Consider the following 16,860-nt stretch of genomic DNA (forward strand, 5'->3'; position numbering starts at 1 on the left):
TATACTTATCTTTAAATCTGGCATACCTGATGGCGCTATGCTTATCAGGTATGGAAGAGGATATAAGCCGGATCGGGCAACAATTCACTCTGGAGAATGATAAATGAAACGAACAGCGTTGCTGCTCTTTGCCGTCCTTTTCACGCTGCCGGGTCTGGCGCAGGCCGACTCGGCTTACGGTTCTCTACAGGCAGTTCACGAAAAAAATACCGTATTGAAGGACTTACGCAAAATTTGTACCCCGCAGGGGTCGCCATCAGATGAAGTATGGGAAAAAACAATTATGTCTGATACGCGTAATCAGCAGCATATTCGCGAGGCTATTTTGGCAATTCAAAGGAGTAATCAAAATAACTATTGGGATGCGCTGGGCAAAGTCGAATGCCCGGATATCTAGGCGCGAAACGTATTGTTCGCGCCTGATTAATACGGTTAACGCTGAGGAATAATAAGGTCGCCGCGCAGCACGTATGAGCCCAGCACGTTCTGGGTTTTCTCGTTCAGCCAACTGACGATACGCGCCGCCATGGCGTCCATTGAATACTCAATGGCCGGGATAGTGGGAATGCCCGGCAGATGCAGCGACCCGGCCAGGCTAAACACCATAATGTCTCCCGGCACCGATTTATTAAACGCCTGCAGCTGCGGGATCACCCGCTGGGCCTGCTGTTCGTCCGCCACCAGCAGCGCGTTAAAATTGAGCGTTGACGCGTTATTGAGCAGCTCCTGCAATGCCACGGAGGACGACGTTGCCTCCATAAACACCAGATTGCGGTTAAACGGCAGGAAGTTTTTTTCCAGCGCATGCTTGTAGCCCAACAGCACCTGATCCGAGAACCCCATACCGTCCGGGTGGATCAACGCAATCTGGCGTCGATTCTGGCTTATCAGGTAGTTACAGGCCGTTTCGGTAGCAAACGCGTGATCAAACTGAATGCTGTTGACGTCATCGCCGGAATCCAGGCAATCCACCAGAATGACATTCTCCTGGCTAATGCTCAGCGGGAACCGCGCGCCAATAATCAATACGTCATCACACAACCCACAGCTTAATTCATCCAGGGCGTTCATCACTTCCGCTTTGCTATTGGCAAAACGCAGCAACAGATGCTTTTGATGCTGGCTAAGGTGTTTTTCCAACGCATAGAGATAGCCGGTAGTCTGGTTAATGTTATCCTGCGCGCAAATGACCCCAATACAGCCGGTAGACTGACTCAGCAGCGACTGTGCAATCACGTTCGGGCGATAGTTCAGTTCATCCACCGCTTTCAGCACGGCAAGACGGCTGGCCTCTTTGACACCACGTGAACCGCTCAACACGCGTGACACCGTGGCCTTTGACACCCCGGCCAGACGCGATACATCGTTGATAGTAGACATCATTCTCCCCTGACAGGACCCGCCTGGCCCTTCCTTCCTGTATTTAACATTGGCTTAAATAATCGCCACTCGCAGTATATCTGTTTCCGTTTTTCATGGAAACCGATTTTCCATTTGGACTCAAAAAGAGATCAAACCGCCAAATTTCGTGAGCCAGATTCAAATAATTAGCCTTATAACAATAAGATCTTGATGGCGGTCACAGTTCTGTTTGCGACGAATGGAAACCGGTTTCCGTATGATATCAAATCAGACTCGCAATATGTTTTTACATTTAAAGGATGGTTCACCATGTTCAGGATTATGTTGTGTTGCTCTGCAGGGATGTCCACCAGCATGCTGGTTCGCAAAATGGTTGAAGAAGCGGAATCACGCGGGCTGCCCGTGAAGATTGATGCGTACGGTGTTGCCGAATTTGACACACAGTTTCCAAATTACCAGGTGGTGCTGCTCGGCCCCCAGGTAAAGTACATGCTTACTACGCTCTCAGAAAAGGCTGCCACCCAGGGTGTACCCGTAAAAGCCATAGATATGATGGATTACGGTATGCAACGCGGTGACAAAGTGCTGGATTATGCCCTGTCGCTGATTGAAGCGGCACACTAGAAAGGTATCAATATGAGTTCGTTATATCAGTCAATGGTTGCCGTCATTGAACAATCCATTACCCCGCTCGCCGGAAAGCTGGGGCAGCAAAAGTATGTGATTGCGATTCGTGACGGTTTTACGGCGGCGCTGCCGTTTATGATCATCGGCTCGTTCATGCTGGTGTTTATTTTCCCTCCATTCTCTGCCGAAACCACCAATAGCTTTGCCCGTGGCTGGCTCGATTTTTCTGCCACCTACCGTGAACAGTTGATGCTGCCGTTTAACCTCAGCATGGGTGTTATGACGTTCTTCATCTCCGTTGGTATTGGCGCCAGCCTTGGCCGCCAGTTTAATCTCGACCCGATCATGTCCGGGCTGCTGGCTTTTATGGCGTTTTTGCTGGTTGCAGCGCCTTATGCCGACGGAAAAATCTCGACCCAGTATCTTTCCGGTCAGGGGATCTTTACCGCCCTGATTACCGCTATTTACTCCACCCGCGTGTATGCCTGGCTGAAGCAGAATAACGTGACAATCCGCCTGCCGAAAGAAGTGCCGACCGGCGTCGCACGTTCATTTGAGATCCTGATTCCGGTGCTGGTCGTGATTGCCACTCTGCATCCACTGAACCTGTTTATCGAAGCACAAACCGGGATGATCATTCCGCAGGCGATTATGCACCTGCTGGAACCGCTGGTTTCTGCCTCTGATTCGCTGCCGGCGATTCTGCTTTCCGTCCTGCTGTGCCAGATTTTCTGGTTTGCGGGGATCCACGGTGCGCTGATTGTCACCGGCATCATGAACCCATTCTGGATGGCAAACCTGTCCGCTAACCAGGCCGCACTGGCGGCAGGCGCGGCGCTGCCGCACGTTTATCTGCAAGGTTTTTGGGATCACTATCTGCTGATCGGCGGCGTGGGATCAACCTTACCGCTGGCGTTCCTGCTGTTGCGCAGCCGCGTCGCCCACCTGCGCACCATCGGCAAAATGGGAATTGTGCCTAGTTTCTTTAATATTAATGAGCCTATTCTGTTTGGTGCGCCGATCATCATGAACCCAATGCTGTTCATCCCATTTGTTTGCGTTCCGATGATCAACGCCGTGCTGGCCTATAGCGCCACCAAGCTTGGCTGGATAGCCCAGGTGGTGTCGTTAACTCCGTGGACCACACCAGCGCCAATTGGAGCGTCCTGGGCCGCGAACTGGGCATTAAGTCCGGTGGTGATGTGCTTTATCTGCATGGCAATGTCGGCGCTGATGTACCTGCCTTTCCTGCGTGCCTACGAACGTTCTTTGATGAAATCTGAAGAGCAAAAAGCCCAGGATGCCGTCTCCGTGGCGAACGCTGCCCGTAGCAACTCATAATGAATCAAGGAGTCAGAACAATGAGATACCGTTTTCCTGAAAACTTCTGGTGGGGCAGTGCCTGCTCAGCGCTGCAAACCGAAGGGGATAGCCTGAACGGCGGTAAAAGCCAGACCACATGGGACGTGTGGTTCGACCGTCAGCCAGGTCGTTTCCATCAGGGGGTTGGCCCGGCAGACACCTCCGGTTTTTATCAACACTGGAAACAGGACATCGCACTGCTGAAACAGCTGCAGCACAACAGCTTTCGTACGTCTCTAAGCTGGTCGCGCCTGATCCCGGACGGCACCGGCGAGGTCAATCCCGAAGCGGTCGATTTCTATAACAACGTCATCGACGAGCTGCTGGCGCAGGGCATCACGCCCTTTATCACCCTGTTCCACTTCGATATGCCGATGGTGATGCAGGAGAAAGGCGGCTGGGAAAATCGTGACGTCGTGGAAGCCTTTGGTCACTACGCCCGGACGTGTTTTACCTTGTTCGGCAATCGGGTGAAGCACTGGTTCACCTTCAACGAGCCGATTGTCCCGGTAGAAGGCGGCTATCTGTATGACTTCCACTACCCGAACGTGGTGGATTTCAAACGGGCGGCAACCGTGGCCTACCACACCGTACTGGCGCATTCGACGGCGGTTCGTGCGTATCGCGCTGGCAACTATGACGGTGAAATCGGCGTGGTGCTGAACTTAACGCCGTCTTATCCGCGATCGCAAAATCCGGCGGATGTGAAAGCCGCGCACCATGCGGATCTGCTGTTTAACCGCAGCTTCCTCGATCCGGTATTAAAAGGCGAATATCCGGCGGACCTGGTGGAACTGTTAAAACAGTACGATCAGCTACCGGCCTGCCAGCCTGGCGACAGCCAGCTCATCGCCGAGGGTAAAATCGACCTGTTGGGCATTAACTACTACCAACCGCGCCGGGTGAAATGCCGCGATAGCGCCGTCAATCCTGACGCGCCGTTTATGCCAGAATCGCTGTTTGAATATTACGAAATGCCGGGACGTAAAATGAACCCGTACCGTGGCTGGGAAATCTATGAGCCGGGCATTTACGATATTATTACGAATCTGCGAGATAATTATGGCAACCCGCGCTGTTTTATTTCTGAAAACGGCATGGGTGTAGAAAACGAACAGCGTTTTATTCAGGACGATCAGATTAACGACAATTACCGTATTGAGTTTGTCTCAGAACATCTTAAATGGCTGCATAAAGGCATTAGCGAGGGTTGTCATTGTCTTGGTTACCATATGTGGACCTTTATTGATAACTGGTCATGGCTCAACGGATATAAAAACCGCTACGGTTTTGTCCAGTTAGATTTAGCCACGCAAAAACGTACTGTGAAAAAGAGCGGCGAGTGGTTTGCGAAAACTGCCGCCAATAATGGATTCGATTAAAAAGAGAGCATCATGATTGCATTAGAAGAAGCAGTAATGGAAATCATCGTCAATGCCGGGCAGTCACGCAGCCTGTGCTTCGAAGCGCTGCACGCCGCGCGCGCCGGGAACATTGACGAAGCGAAAAGCCTGCTTCGTGAGGCTGACGGCTATGCCCGTCAGGCTCACCACATGCAAACCAAATTGATCGAACAGGACGCCGGGGAAGCCCGGCAACCAATGACATTAATTATGGTGCATGCGCAGGACCACTTAATGACGTCGCTATTAGCCCGCGAACTGTCAGAAGAAATTATTCATTTGTATCAACGCTAGTTTCTCAATAACACTTTCTGAACGGAGTATTTATTACGATTAAATAAATTAATTCTGTACCTGTTAATAAAATAAATAAATCAACTTGTTTTGGTGATAGCAAATTCAACCGAGACGGGATGGTTATTATCTTAAAATAAATGAATACACACGCTTATTCAGAATGCCAATGGCAACCTGAAGGGTTAAGTGTCAAATGAGATAACCATGAACATAAAAAAACTTCCATTAGCCATGGCGGTCGTGGCCGCGCTGTGCCCAATTTCCGTGCTCGCACAGGAATTTACGCAGGAACAAATCGACGCCATCGTCGCCAAAGCCGTCGATAAAGCGCTGGCGGAACGCCAGGCGAAAATGGACGCTGCCGTGGCGAAGAAAACCGATGTGATTAACGAACCGCAAAGCGCGGCGCAGTCGCCGGATATGGCGATACCGTTCGGCGTGAAGTTCAGCGGCTACGCCCGTTACGGCGCGCACTTCCAGAGTGGCGATCAGAAATACGTTGGCGTTGACGGGTCCTATAACGGTGCATCCGCGATTGGTCGTCTGGGTAACGAAGGCAACGGTGGCGAATTCCAGCTCTCCAAAGCGTTCAAAAGCGACAACGGCGCAATCTGGGATATCAACGTGATGATTGACCACTGGGGCGACGAAGTTAACCTCAAAAAAGCCTACGCGGGCGTGACCAACGTGCTGGAGTCCAATCCGAACGCCTACATCTGGGCCGGCCGCGACTTCCATCAGCGCCCACAACAGGGCATTAACGACTACTTCTGGATGAACCACGACGGCCAGGGCGCCGGGGTGAAGAACTTCGACATTGGCGGCGTACAGTTTGATGTTGCCACCGTCGCCGCCGTCGAATCGTGTAGTCCGGAAGTCATGGAAGACGAAGCCAACCCTTCACGCATTACCTGTACCGGCGGCTCCGGCACTGGCGATAAAGGTAACTATGCGGTGACATCAAAAATCCACAATATGAAGGTCGGCCCGCTGGACCTGGAGATCTACGCCAACTATGGCTTTGACTCCAAGGCCGTCGAGAGCGATGACCGCCTGAAAGCCTGGCAGGGCGCCTTTGTGCTGAGCCACACCAACGACAGCGGCGTGAACAAGGTGATCGCCCGTTATTCGGATAACTCAGACAACAGCGTCTACAACAAAACCGACGACCTGACCACGGTTTACGCCAGCTTCGAGGGGAGCCATAAGTTTACCCGCCAGGCGCAGGTGGAATACCTGCTGGCGTTCCATGACTACGACAACAGCGCAGACAAAAGCGACAACCGTAAGAACTACGGCGCGATTGTGCGCCCGATGTACTTCTGGAACGACGTTCACTCCACCTGGCTGGAAGCGGGCTATCAGCGCGTAGACTACGACAACGGAGGCGATAACAGCGGCTGGAAGCTGACGCTGTCGCAGAACATGTCGATCGCCATGGGACCCGAATTCCGCCCGATGCTGCGTTTCTATATGACAGGCGGCAAGGTGGACAACGACCGTACCGCGCGCGTCAACGGCACGAAAGACGAAACCCTGGACGACTTCAACCTCGGCGCGATGTGGGAAGCGTGGTTCTGATAAAAAATCATCGGGGGTGTACCCGCCCCCGAGATTGTCACGCAAAAAACAGCTCAACGTCGCGTAAGTTGGCATCCTGCAATGCCGATCACACTTTATAACGCACAACAGATTTGTTCAGGAAAGACAGCCGGATCATTAAGCTTTTTTCTCCCCGCCCGGAATATATTAATCCTATTCCAGTCACCAGGATTGGCGAATAGCGAAACTACGGAGAAAGCTTATATGGCAGGTCTTTATTATGGTGTGGCCTATTACGATGAGTACATTCGTGAGGAGCGCCTGGAAAAAGATATTGAGATGATGGTCGCCGCTGGCATTAATGTTGTCAGAATTGCGGAATCGACCTGGAGCACGCTGGAGCCTGCAGAGAATACGTTCAATTTCTACCATATTGATCGCGTGCTCGACGCCATGCACCGCGCGGGCATCTCCGTTATTATCGGCACGCCAACCTACGCCATCCCCGGCTGGCTGGCGCGTAAGCACCCGGATGCGCTGGTCACCACGCCAGCTGGCCATGAAAAATATGGCCGTCGGCAGATTATGGATATCGTTAATCCACATTTCCTTCAGCATGCCGAAAAGGTTATTCGCGCCCTGCTTAATCATGTTCGCCATCGTCCGGCCATTATTGGCTATCAGGTTGATAATGAAACCAAGCATTATGACAATACCGGCGAATATATAGAGACGGCGTTTAAAGCATCATTGAAAAAACAGTTCCCGGATATCCGTCAGTTGAATGATGCCTTTGGGCTTGAGTACTGGAGCAATTGCATTGATTGCTGGGAAGATTTTCCCCCTGTCGCCAGCACCATCAACGCCAGCCTCGGCTGCGCTTTTGCTCGCTTTCGTCGGGAGAAGGTCGCGGAATATCTGGCCTGGCAGGCCGATATCGTGCGGGAATACGCGCGTCCAGAGCAGTTTGTCACGCAAAACTTCGATTTTGAATGGCGCGGTTATTCTTTTGGGCTTCAGCCGCAGGTCAATCACTTTTCTGCCGCACAGGCAATGAGCATTGTCAGCGTTGACGTTTATCACCCCGGTCAGGATCATCTTAGCGGGCGGGAAATAGCCTTCAGCGGCGATGTGGCGAGAAACCTGAAAAACGGGCGTAATTATTATGTTATGGAGACACAGGCTCAGGGCTTTGCCAAATGGACGCCGTGGCCTGGTCAATTACGCTTGCAGGCCTTCAGCCATATCGCCAGCGGCGCCAGCATGGTTTCTTACTGGCACTGGCATTCGATCCACAACTCCTATGAAACCTACTGGAAAGGGGTGATCAGCCATGATTTCGCCCCAGGCCCTACTTACCAGGAGGCGATGACTATCGGTCAGGAGATGGCTCAGCTGTCCGGTGTTCTCGACGAACTGCGCGTGGAAAACGATGTCGCGATTCTGGTCAGCAATGATGCGATGGAAGCCATGAACTGGTTTAAACCCGATACCCCGCAGCCCGGGCTGAACAACCACGGTCATTACGTTTACAACGATATCCTGCGACGGTTCTGGGATGCGCTTTATGACAATAATGTCGCGGTGGATATCATCAACACCCTTGACCCACTGAGCAGTCAATACAAGGTCGTGGTTATCCCGGCGCTCTACTGTGCAACCGACGAGCAGCTTGAGCGTATCAATCAGTTTGTTGAAAACGGCGGCAAAGTGCTGATTGGCTTTAAGTCCGGATTTTGTGATGAGAATGTCAGAGTGCGCGCTGAAACCCAGCCAGCGATCCTGAATACATGCTGCGGCGTCAGCTACAGCCAGTTCGTCATTCCGGAAAACGTGGGGCTGCGATCTGAAACTAAAGCATTGGTTTGCGCCCCGGATGAGCACCCGGAAATGTGGATGGAGCTGCTGACGCCGAATACCGATAAGACCGAGGTTCTGCTGCGTTATGACCACCCGGTCTGGGGAAAATATGCCGCCGCCACGCTGTCGGGTTATGGTAAAGGGCAGGCGCTCTATGTTGGTTTCCTGCCCTCCGGCAAGGTGATATTTGATCTGTTTAGCGCGCTCTCATCAGATACGGCGCTGCCCTCCTCTACGTCAGCGTATCAGTGGCCTCTGGTTGTTCGCCGCGCCGTAAACAGCCGGGGCGAGGCGGTGCAATTTATTTTCAATTATTGCGCCACGCCTGCAACAATCCGTACTGAGGCCGAAGTGACGGAACCGCTGGGCGGGAAACGGTATCATCAGGGAGAACGCGTTGAGATTGATGCCTGGGGCATGCGGCTGTTTGTGAAATCACGGTAATTTTCGCGAGGTGGTGTATGTGTTTTACCTTTGATGCGTATCTGGTGGCCGGATTCACGCCGGTTATCCGCAGCGGTCCTCTCGATACCCCAATAGACCGTCCGGACGGAATGGAAGGGTATATTATTAATATTACCGTGAGGGGAAAAGCATGGGTAAAAACCAAAGAAGGCACATACATTACCTGCGAAAAAAATGACTTGCTCATTTTTCCACCCGGCGTGCCGCATCATTATGGACGAGATGAAAACAGCGATTGCTGGGATCACTTTTGGATTTACTTTATTCCCCGTCCTTACTGGCATAATTGGCTCACCTGGCAAGGTAACGAAGGTGAACCAGGCAAACTGACGCTAAAGAGTGAGCACGACGGTGAATTAATGAAGACGCTGTTTAGCGAGGCAATTACCTTCTTTTCTGAAGGCGACGCGCTGTCAGAAGCGATATCGATGAACGTCCTTGAACGTATCATCCTGAATTGTTATCGACTGCAGGAAGATACCCGCAATAATACGCGCGATGCCAGAGTAGAAGAGGTATGTCGCTATCTGAACCGACATATCACTGAGGATTTGAGCATCGCCGACCTCGCCGCGCAGGTCTGTTTGTCGCCATCTCGTCTGTCTCATCTGTTCCGCGAAGAGACTGGGCAAACTATTAATGAATGGAAAGAAGAACAGCGGATATATCACGCCAAAAACATGTTACAAAATACCGCACTGTCTATCTCTGATATTGCACAATTAAGCGGATATAACGATGCATTTTATTTCTCAAGAATTTTTCGCCGCCACTGCGGAGTCTCTCCGCGTAGATACAGAAATAATTATATGAAACTTACTCCTGATAAGAACAGTTATTCCAGTGACGCTTAAACTATTCATTACGAGTGGTCAAATTAATTCCAAATAAAAAGGTTTACTACAATGGACAAGAGTATCATCGATAAAACCATTAATTTGGCTGGGTGGTCTGCGTCAGTGAGTAATGAAACTCAGCCGAAACCGCCGGTACTTTTAGGTCTCGCCGTCGGAATCGGCGCACTGCTGTGGCTGGCCCCGTTTATGGGACTCAATTCCGTTCTGAATCCGGCCAAGCTCAGTCGAATTATCGGCGGAGGAGCAGAGGTTAATAACTTTCTTGCGCTGCTGGGCACCCTTGGCGCGGTCACCTCAACGATTACCACCATTATTATCGGGGCGCTGTCTGACCTCACGCGCTCCCGCTGGGGTCGCCGGACGCCGTGGATTTTATCCGGCTCGGTTCTGACCGCCCTGGTGATGGTGGGGCTGGGAATGATTGAAACCAAAGAGCAGCTGTGGATTTTTATCCTTCTCTGGTGCTTATTACAGACCTTTATTAACTTTGTCGTTGCACCGCTGATTGCCGTCATTGCCGATCGCATCGCGCCAAAACATCGGGGGTTAATTTCCTCCATTTATGCCGCAGGTTTTATCATCGGCCAGTACGGTGGCCCGGTGGTTGGCGGGTTCTTTCTTAGCGATAGCAACCCGGAACTGGTCAATACCGGTTATTACGTCCTGGCGGTGGCGATGCTGCTCTCCGGCCCGATTGCAGCGATCATTATTAAAGAGCCATCCAGCCTTGGCATGCCACGGCAAAAAATCGATCGCAGCAATTTCGCCCAGTACTTTATTTTTCCGGTACGCAACGCGCGCGACTTTTACCTGGCGCTGTTTGGCAAGATGCTGATTGCCATCACCATCACCGCTTTTAGCGTTTATCAGCTCTTTTTCCTGACCAGCGGAATGGGGCTTAATAGCGCCGACGCCGGGAAATATATCTCCCTGGCCGGGATCGCCACGATGATAACCGCATTAATCTTTGCCCCTATTTCCGGCCCGATTTCCGACAAATTGCGCACCCGCAAAAAACCGGTGTTTCTCGCCGCCATATTGATTGCCACCGGTACCGTGATCCCGTTTATTTACGGGCAGCCCGCCGCGATGATCTGGTATGGAATCATCGCAGGCATTGGCTCAGGGATTTTCTTTTCGGTCGATCAGGCATTGAATCTGGAGGTGCTGCCTAATCCCGAAAACTCGGCAAAAGACCTCGGCATCCTGAACTTTGCCAATACTGGTGCGCAAATTCTGGGCCCCGTATTAGGCGCGATTCTGTTTAGCGTGGTGGGTAATCAGTATCTGCCCATCCTGCCTATTCTGGCCGTGATCGCACTGGCGGGCGGGGGACTGATTATGATGATAAAGCAGGTAGATTGAACATTATCCCCCGGCGAGCACGGCGCCGTCGGGGGATAATATTATGATGAAATCCGTACTTTCGTCGCCACCAGCAAGCCGGTCAGCAGCATCAAAGCCCCTGAAATCACCAGCGGTGACACCAGTCCGAGGTTATCGAGCGCATAGCCTCCCACCGCAGCCCCGCAGGTATTGGCAAGCTGGATCACGGCGACCTGGACGGATCCGGCTTTTTCTGCCTGATCGGCAAGCGAGCGGGTGATCCACGTCGACCACCCCACCGGCACCAGTGCAAACGCCAGCCCCCAGATAATCGCAATACCCGCTGCGACCACTTTGTCACTGCCCCACAAAATCAGGACCAGCGCGCTGAGCGCCAGCACCAGCGGTGCACCGGCTAACGCCAGTTTGACCGAGCGCTTCAAAATCATCGACGAGAACGACGTACCGACAAAGCTGGCGATACCAAAGCTCAGCAGCACCAGCGTCAGACCATCCACATCAAATCCCGCCAGGTTCATATACACCGGGCGAATATAGGTAAAAAAGGCAAACTGCCCGGCAAAAGACATAAAGATGGCGATCATGCCGGCCATCACGCCCGGACGCTGTAGCAGGCTGAACATATTTTGTTTCTGATGCGACGGTTCGCCGGGCAGCGAAGGCAGAGATCTCACCACCCAAATGGTGCACAGCACTCCCATTACCGCCGCCGCATTAAACACGTTACGCCAGCCGATAATTCCACCTAAAAAACTCCCCAACGGCGCGGCAATCACCAGCGCAATAGAGACCGCGCCGAAGATAACCGACAGCGCTTTTGGTACCGTACGTGCGGGAACCAGACGCATGGTCAGCGACGCCGACATCGCCCAGAAGCCGCCAAGCGCCAGACCGAGGCAGGCGCGGCCAACGAGCAACAGCGAAAAAGAGTTGGCAAAGGAAACCAGCAGGCAGGAGAGCGTCAGCAGTACCGAGAACAGGATCACCACATAGCGACGATCGGTTGCCTGAATGATTTGCGTGATAAACAGGCTGGCAAACATAGCGACAAAGGCCGTCACCGTCACCGATTGCCCGGCGACGCCTTCCGAAATCCCCAAATCCTGCGCCATTGGCGTCAGCAAACTGACCGGCAGGAACTCAACGGTTATCAGGCAGGCAACACAGAACGCCACGGCGAAGACCGCCGACCAGTTCGGTCGGGCATTCACCTCAGCGCGGGATTTTTGTTCAATAGCTTCACTCATTTTGTTACCTGCGTGGGGTTATTGTAGAAAAGTTACGCAGTGTAACATTAAATTTGTGACGTATTTAACGTTTCAGCAACTGTTTTTCATTTGCCGCAAACGTCAGCTTCCCCAGATTCTTAAAGATGGAACGCGACTCTTTTACCTGTTGGCAGCTTAACATCAATGCTCAGCTCACCACCCAGCGCAGCAACATAACGCTTTAAAGTCGACAGGCGAGGATCGTTATCAGCCTGTTCCATTTTTGCAATTGTTGGCTGCTTAACGCCCATTACCGAGGCAAGTTCAGCCTGAGAAAGATTCAGTTCTTCCCTTAACATACTTAACGCAACCGCCTGACGTAGCACTTCTACTTTTTCAGCAATGCGCTCCTGGCTTTTCGGGCTTTGTTTAGCCATCAATTCTTTAAGGGTAGCCATAATTTATCCTTACTTATTAAGGTGCTTTCGGTACTCAACATCCGCAAACTTGATCATATCTTTATAGAATTTCTTCTCGTTGATCCCTGTTTTACCCCCGGCACATAACACGATACCATGACGGGAAGGATCAAACGCAAAGAACGCTCGAATGGGATTGCCTTGATGTTGTACCCGTAACTCTTTCATATTTGAAAACGCAGAATCATTCACCGTATCTGCAAACGGCCTGCCTAACTGGGGCCCATATTCAGACAAAATCATCATTGCTGCGAGCATATCCTCCTTGAGCGCTTCGGTCTGTACATCAAACCACTTGTCGAAAGCATCCGTTGTTTCCACATCCCACATCAGCGATCCCTCATAGCTAATAAGCTATAGGTAAATTATAGCTTATTAGCTATTAAATCAATTCTTATCGCGCACTAATTAACCGCTAGTCGCAGCCCTTGCCAGCCCGGTAATCCATTCCTGGTGACCGTTAATCATCGGATTGGGCAGCGTACGCGCCAGTTCTTGTGCCGGAACGCCAATCTGCGATTCCTGAGTCAGAATACGAACGCGGTCTCCGGGTAAATCCTCAAACAGCCAGGCGTGGATCACATCCAGACGTGTAGTGGCATCACCTTCCGCCCAGCCGTGCCAGGCAATACGCGCGGCCTGGCCGTCAACCGGTGGCATATACTCGGTGATTTGCGCTTCGATGGGGAAACCAAAAGTCGTAAAACGGAAACGGGCATCCATGCTTAATAATGGACCTGAGTCGTCGTGAAAACGGATATCCGCCACGTTGCTGTAATAGGTCGGCCAGCGCGTTGTGTCATTAAGCTGTGCCCAGACGGCGCGGACGCTCAGTCCGGCAACGATAATTTCATTTGAGGCAAAGTTATCCGTTGTCCCTGGCAGATACGCTGCAGGCCAGATAATTGCACGTTGTTGAGTGGCTTGATTCATGATGTACCTCGTCGTGTAAGTTAACGAGGTACATCATGCTTTCGCGTAAGATATAAAGATAATGACGATTCCAAATAGTTGTCATCATAAATACTGATATCAGTGCAGCCAGTGCACACCCTCTTCGGGCTGGAAAAAGGCGTTATAGCGCATCTGGAACGCATTAAGCTCCTGCATATCCGGCTCCATCTCGCGCAGAAATCCGAGCGCCAGACGCACCTGCGCGTCGGTAATCGGTGCGGCCAGCCGGGCTTTTTGCAGCCAACGGTGCCACTGCAGCAGATTCTGCTCGCTGCCGTCGACAATAACGATTTGCCAGATCAGCAGCACCTGAGCGGCATTTTGCAGATGCGATTCATCCGGGCGGTGCAGGTACTGTAAAAAAGCCTCCCCCTGTACTTTTCCCATCTGATCGATCATCGATTCTACCGGCACGACATCAATGTTCAGTCGCTCGCTCAGACGGTGAATTGCCCGTCGCGACCCGGACGTTAGCACCCGAAATCCCACCACAAAAACAACCACCAACGTGGCCAGCATTATCCAAATCATGCGCACATCCATTACCAGACAGGACGCCCATCATAGCGGCAAATTCACCTCTGTCGACGGCTGAACGTGTCATAATGTGACTTATCGAACTCGCAGGCAGACATCATGAAATCTGATATCAGAACACTCGATCTTAATCTGTTAAAAACGCTGGATGCCCTGCTGGATGAACGCAGCGTAACCCATGCGGCGCAGCGGCTGTCGCTCACTCAGCCTGCGGTAAGCGGCATGCTCAACCGCCTGCGCGACTATTTTGACGATCCGCTGTTTAGTCGCACGCCGCACGGCATTGTCCCGACGCTGCGCGCCCAACAGTTGGCCGCCCCGGTCAAACAGATCCTCAGCGACATCGATATCCTACTTAAACCGACACAGTTTGACCCACTCACCGCATCGCTCACCCTTACCATCGCCGCTACGGATTACGCGCTCAAAGCGGTGATCGTGTCGTTTATTGCCGCGCTTCGCGTACGCGCCCCGGGTATCCGTGTGCGGGTGGTACCGGTTGAGCCAGTGCTGCTCAGCACGCAGTTTGAGCAGGGGAAAATCGACCTGGCGTTGCTGACGCCGGACTCCACGCCCAACAACCTGCACAGCCGGGCGTTATATGATGAAGAGTACGTTTGCCTCATGCGTCACGGGCATCCTGATGCGGGGAAAACGCTGACGCTCGATCGCTTCTGCGCTTTTGAGCATGTGCTGGTTTCTTATGAGGGCGAAAGTTTCTGGGGCGTCACCGATGAGGCCCTGGCAGGTATCGGACGCCAACGGCAAATTGGTTTGTCGGTTAGCAGCTTTCTGGTATTGCCGGACATCCTCGCCACCAGCGATATGATTGCCGTGGTTCCTGCCCGTCTGGCGTATGACGATGCCCGAATTCACGTTTTGCCGTCCCCGCTGCCCATTACCGGTTTTACAAAAAGTATGGCCTGGCATGAACGCACGCACCGCGATGCCGCTCATCAGTGGCTGCGCAATCTGGTACATGAAACCAGCCAGTTTAAGGCATAAAAAAGCCCGCCATAAAGGCGGGCAAAACGTTACCACTACACACTTAAGCTATTTTTAACTGCTGAATCTTTTTCTCGCGGCGAATTTTACGTTCTTCAAAGACAGCCACAATCGCCATCAGGCAGATACAGGCGATAGCGGCGGTGTCCAGCGCGGCAAAGGTGCCCGCCCAGCCGGTCAGACCGAAGACCGGCGTCCCGTCGGCAATCATCCCCAGTCCCAGCTTGGCGAAGCTGTCACCGATCAGATACGCGAATGTGCCTTTAATCCCATCGGCAGCGCCGATCGCTTTTTTCGGCACAAAACCGACTGCCGCCACGCCGATCAACAGCTGCGGACCAAATACCAGGAAACCAAGCGCGAACAGAGACGCCAGGTAGACGTACTGATTGCTGGCGTGCTGATAAACGCCGAGCGTAGCGATAATCAACGCCAGCGCGACGCAGGCTACCAGTGCGCGACGACCGTTCGCCAGATCCGACAGCCAGCCCCACAGCAGCGTGCCAACCAGCGCGCCCACTTCAAACAGGGTGAACCCCTGAATTGCCACCTCTTTGGAGAGTTTCAGCTCCTGGAAGGCATACACGGTTGACCACTGGTCAATACCGATGCGCACCACGTACAGGAAGATGTTGGAGAAACACAGCAGCCAGATAACTTTGTTTTTCAGCACGTACTCAACAAAGATCTGCCATTTGGTCATCTCATTTTCTTCGGTCTCTTTGTCCTCTTCGCTGATCTCCTCACCAAACAGCTCTTCCGCTTTACCGAGGCCATAAGATTCCGGAGAGTCGCTACCAAAACGCAGGCCGATAAAGCCGACGATCAGCGCGATAATCGACGGGAAGATAAACATACCGATGACGTGACCGTCGAACAGCACGTTAGCGCCAAACAGCGCCACGCCTGCCGCGCCCGCACCACCGAGGTTGTGGGAGATGTTCCACATGCCAAGATAAGAGCCACGTTTACGGCGCGGCGTCCATTTGGTGATGGTCGAATAGCTGCACGAACCGCCGGTACTCTGGAAGAAACCGCTCAGCGCGTAGAAGGCAATCATCAGGTACAAGCTGGTTGTGCCCGGCCCCATGCTGGCGCTAAAGCCGAGCATACAAATCGCTGAGAGGATCAGCATCAGCGGCAGGAACTGCTTGGTGTTTTTGCCATCAGCGTAGTAAGAAACCAGCGTTTTACCCACGCCGTAGGTGATGGAGAAGCCCAGACCAATCATCCCCAGTTGCGTCATGCTCAACCCGTAGGTGGTGATCATGTCGTTCTGCGCGATGTTGAAGTTTTTGCGGATCAGGTACATGGTCAGGTAGCCGATGAAAACCACCAGATAGGACTGCATGAACGGCTTGAACCACATTTTGCGCCGCACATCGAGCGGCAGATCCAGGGTCGGCTTGCGCACCTGGTTTAGAAAGGCCAGCATAGGACACTCCCGAGCTAATTTTTATACCTGCGAATAGCAGGCATTGTAAAAATCAGTCAGGAGAGACGCCTGAGACAGCGTCCAGGCGGAACCGGGAAAATTTCTTAGTTTTGCCCCACT

Annotated in this window: 17 protein-coding genes; 10 read left to right on the plus strand and 7 right to left on the minus strand. The window is 52.4% G+C overall.

Annotated features, from left to right (window positions below; all coding sequences use genetic code 11):
- The first annotated feature begins 103 nt into the window (after positions 1 to 103).
- The gene (locus tag QNN86_RS10705) at positions 104 to 397 is read left to right on the plus strand and encodes a YicS family protein (RefSeq protein WP_096759030.1); all 294 of its coding nucleotides are present in this window, start codon (positions 104 to 106) and stop codon (positions 395 to 397) included.
- 35 nt (positions 398 to 432) lie between these two features.
- On the opposite strand, the gene QNN86_RS10710 is transcribed toward QNN86_RS10705, so the two are convergent.
- A complete protein-coding gene (locus QNN86_RS10710) occupies positions 433 to 1,380 on the minus strand; it encodes a LacI family DNA-binding transcriptional regulator (protein WP_137362526.1) in 948 nt (315 codons plus the stop codon).
- A 291-nt stretch (positions 1,381 to 1,671) separates the two neighbouring features.
- Here QNN86_RS10710 and QNN86_RS10715 point away from each other — a divergent pair, with 291 nt between their 5' ends.
- From QNN86_RS10715 to QNN86_RS10750, 8 genes are all read left to right on the plus strand, one after another.
- The gene (locus QNN86_RS10715) at positions 1,672 to 1,986 is read left to right on the plus strand and encodes a PTS sugar transporter subunit IIB (RefSeq protein WP_414211066.1); all 315 of its coding nucleotides are present in this window, start codon (positions 1,672 to 1,674) and stop codon (positions 1,984 to 1,986) included.
- A gap of 12 nt (positions 1,987 to 1,998) precedes the next feature.
- Entirely contained in the window at positions 1,999 to 3,330 is a 1,332-nt protein-coding gene (locus QNN86_RS10720) for a PTS sugar transporter subunit IIC (protein ID WP_096759028.1), read from the plus strand.
- A gap of 20 nt (positions 3,331 to 3,350) precedes the next feature.
- Positions 3,351 to 4,733 (plus strand): glycoside hydrolase family 1 protein, encoded by a 1,383-nt coding sequence (locus tag QNN86_RS10725; protein ID WP_414211067.1) that lies wholly within the window; start codon positions 3,351 to 3,353, stop codon positions 4,731 to 4,733.
- Between the two features lie 12 nt (positions 4,734 to 4,745).
- A complete protein-coding gene (locus QNN86_RS10730) occupies positions 4,746 to 5,048 on the plus strand; it encodes a PTS lactose/cellobiose transporter subunit IIA (RefSeq protein ID WP_008786514.1) in 303 nt (100 codons plus the stop codon).
- A 207-nt stretch (positions 5,049 to 5,255) separates the two neighbouring features.
- Positions 5,256 to 6,632 carry a carbohydrate porin gene (locus QNN86_RS10735; protein ID WP_181618250.1) on the plus strand — a complete coding sequence of 459 codons (1,377 nt, stop codon included), beginning with the start codon at positions 5,256 to 5,258 and terminating at the stop codon, positions 6,630 to 6,632.
- A gap of 225 nt (positions 6,633 to 6,857) precedes the next feature.
- Entirely contained in the window at positions 6,858 to 8,897 is a 2,040-nt protein-coding gene (locus QNN86_RS10740; RefSeq protein ID WP_414211068.1) for a beta-galactosidase, read from the plus strand.
- A 17-nt stretch (positions 8,898 to 8,914) separates the two neighbouring features.
- The gene (gene araC / locus QNN86_RS10745; RefSeq protein ID WP_414211069.1) at positions 8,915 to 9,772 is read left to right on the plus strand and encodes an arabinose operon transcriptional regulator AraC; all 858 of its coding nucleotides are present in this window, start codon (positions 8,915 to 8,917) and stop codon (positions 9,770 to 9,772) included.
- 51 nt (positions 9,773 to 9,823) lie between these two features.
- Entirely contained in the window at positions 9,824 to 11,140 is a 1,317-nt protein-coding gene (locus QNN86_RS10750) for an MFS transporter (protein ID WP_414211070.1), read from the plus strand.
- Between the two features lie 41 nt (positions 11,141 to 11,181).
- On the opposite strand, the gene nepI is transcribed toward QNN86_RS10750, so the two are convergent.
- From nepI to QNN86_RS10775, 5 genes are all read right to left on the minus strand, one after another.
- The gene (gene nepI / locus QNN86_RS10755) at positions 11,182 to 12,369 is read right to left on the minus strand and encodes a purine ribonucleoside efflux pump NepI (protein WP_414211071.1); all 1,188 of its coding nucleotides are present in this window, start codon (positions 12,367 to 12,369) and stop codon (positions 11,182 to 11,184) included.
- 119 nt (positions 12,370 to 12,488) lie between these two features.
- Positions 12,489 to 12,788 carry a helix-turn-helix domain-containing protein gene (locus QNN86_RS10760; protein ID WP_181618248.1) on the minus strand — a complete coding sequence of 100 codons (300 nt, stop codon included), beginning with the start codon at positions 12,786 to 12,788 and terminating at the stop codon, positions 12,489 to 12,491.
- A 9-nt stretch (positions 12,789 to 12,797) separates the two neighbouring features.
- Entirely contained in the window at positions 12,798 to 13,139 is a 342-nt protein-coding gene (locus QNN86_RS10765) for a type II toxin-antitoxin system RelE/ParE family toxin (RefSeq protein ID WP_181618247.1), read from the minus strand.
- Positions 13,140 to 13,217: 78 nt separating this feature from the next.
- Positions 13,218 to 13,742, minus strand: a complete 525-nt coding sequence (locus tag QNN86_RS10770; protein WP_181618246.1) for an SRPBCC domain-containing protein — start codon at positions 13,740 to 13,742, stop codon at positions 13,218 to 13,220.
- Between the two features lie 99 nt (positions 13,743 to 13,841).
- On the minus strand, positions 13,842 to 14,294 hold the full coding sequence (locus QNN86_RS10775) for a DUF1198 family protein (RefSeq protein ID WP_181618245.1): 453 nt from the start codon (positions 14,292 to 14,294) through the stop codon (positions 13,842 to 13,844).
- A 105-nt stretch (positions 14,295 to 14,399) separates the two neighbouring features.
- Here QNN86_RS10775 and QNN86_RS10780 point away from each other — a divergent pair, with 105 nt between their 5' ends.
- On the plus strand, positions 14,400 to 15,305 hold the full coding sequence (locus tag QNN86_RS10780) for a LysR family transcriptional regulator (RefSeq protein WP_181618244.1): 906 nt from the start codon (positions 14,400 to 14,402) through the stop codon (positions 15,303 to 15,305).
- A 43-nt stretch (positions 15,306 to 15,348) separates the two neighbouring features.
- On the opposite strand, the gene uhpT is transcribed toward QNN86_RS10780, so the two are convergent.
- Positions 15,349 to 16,740 (minus strand): hexose-6-phosphate:phosphate antiporter, encoded by a 1,392-nt coding sequence (gene uhpT / locus QNN86_RS10785; RefSeq protein WP_181618243.1) that lies wholly within the window; start codon positions 16,738 to 16,740, stop codon positions 15,349 to 15,351.
- Between the last annotated feature and the right edge of the window lie 120 nt (positions 16,741 to 16,860).

It is taken from the genome of Citrobacter sp. C348 (genome assembly GCF_047467975.1).
GTDB lineage: Bacteria > Pseudomonadota > Gammaproteobacteria > Enterobacterales > Enterobacteriaceae > Citrobacter > Citrobacter gillenii.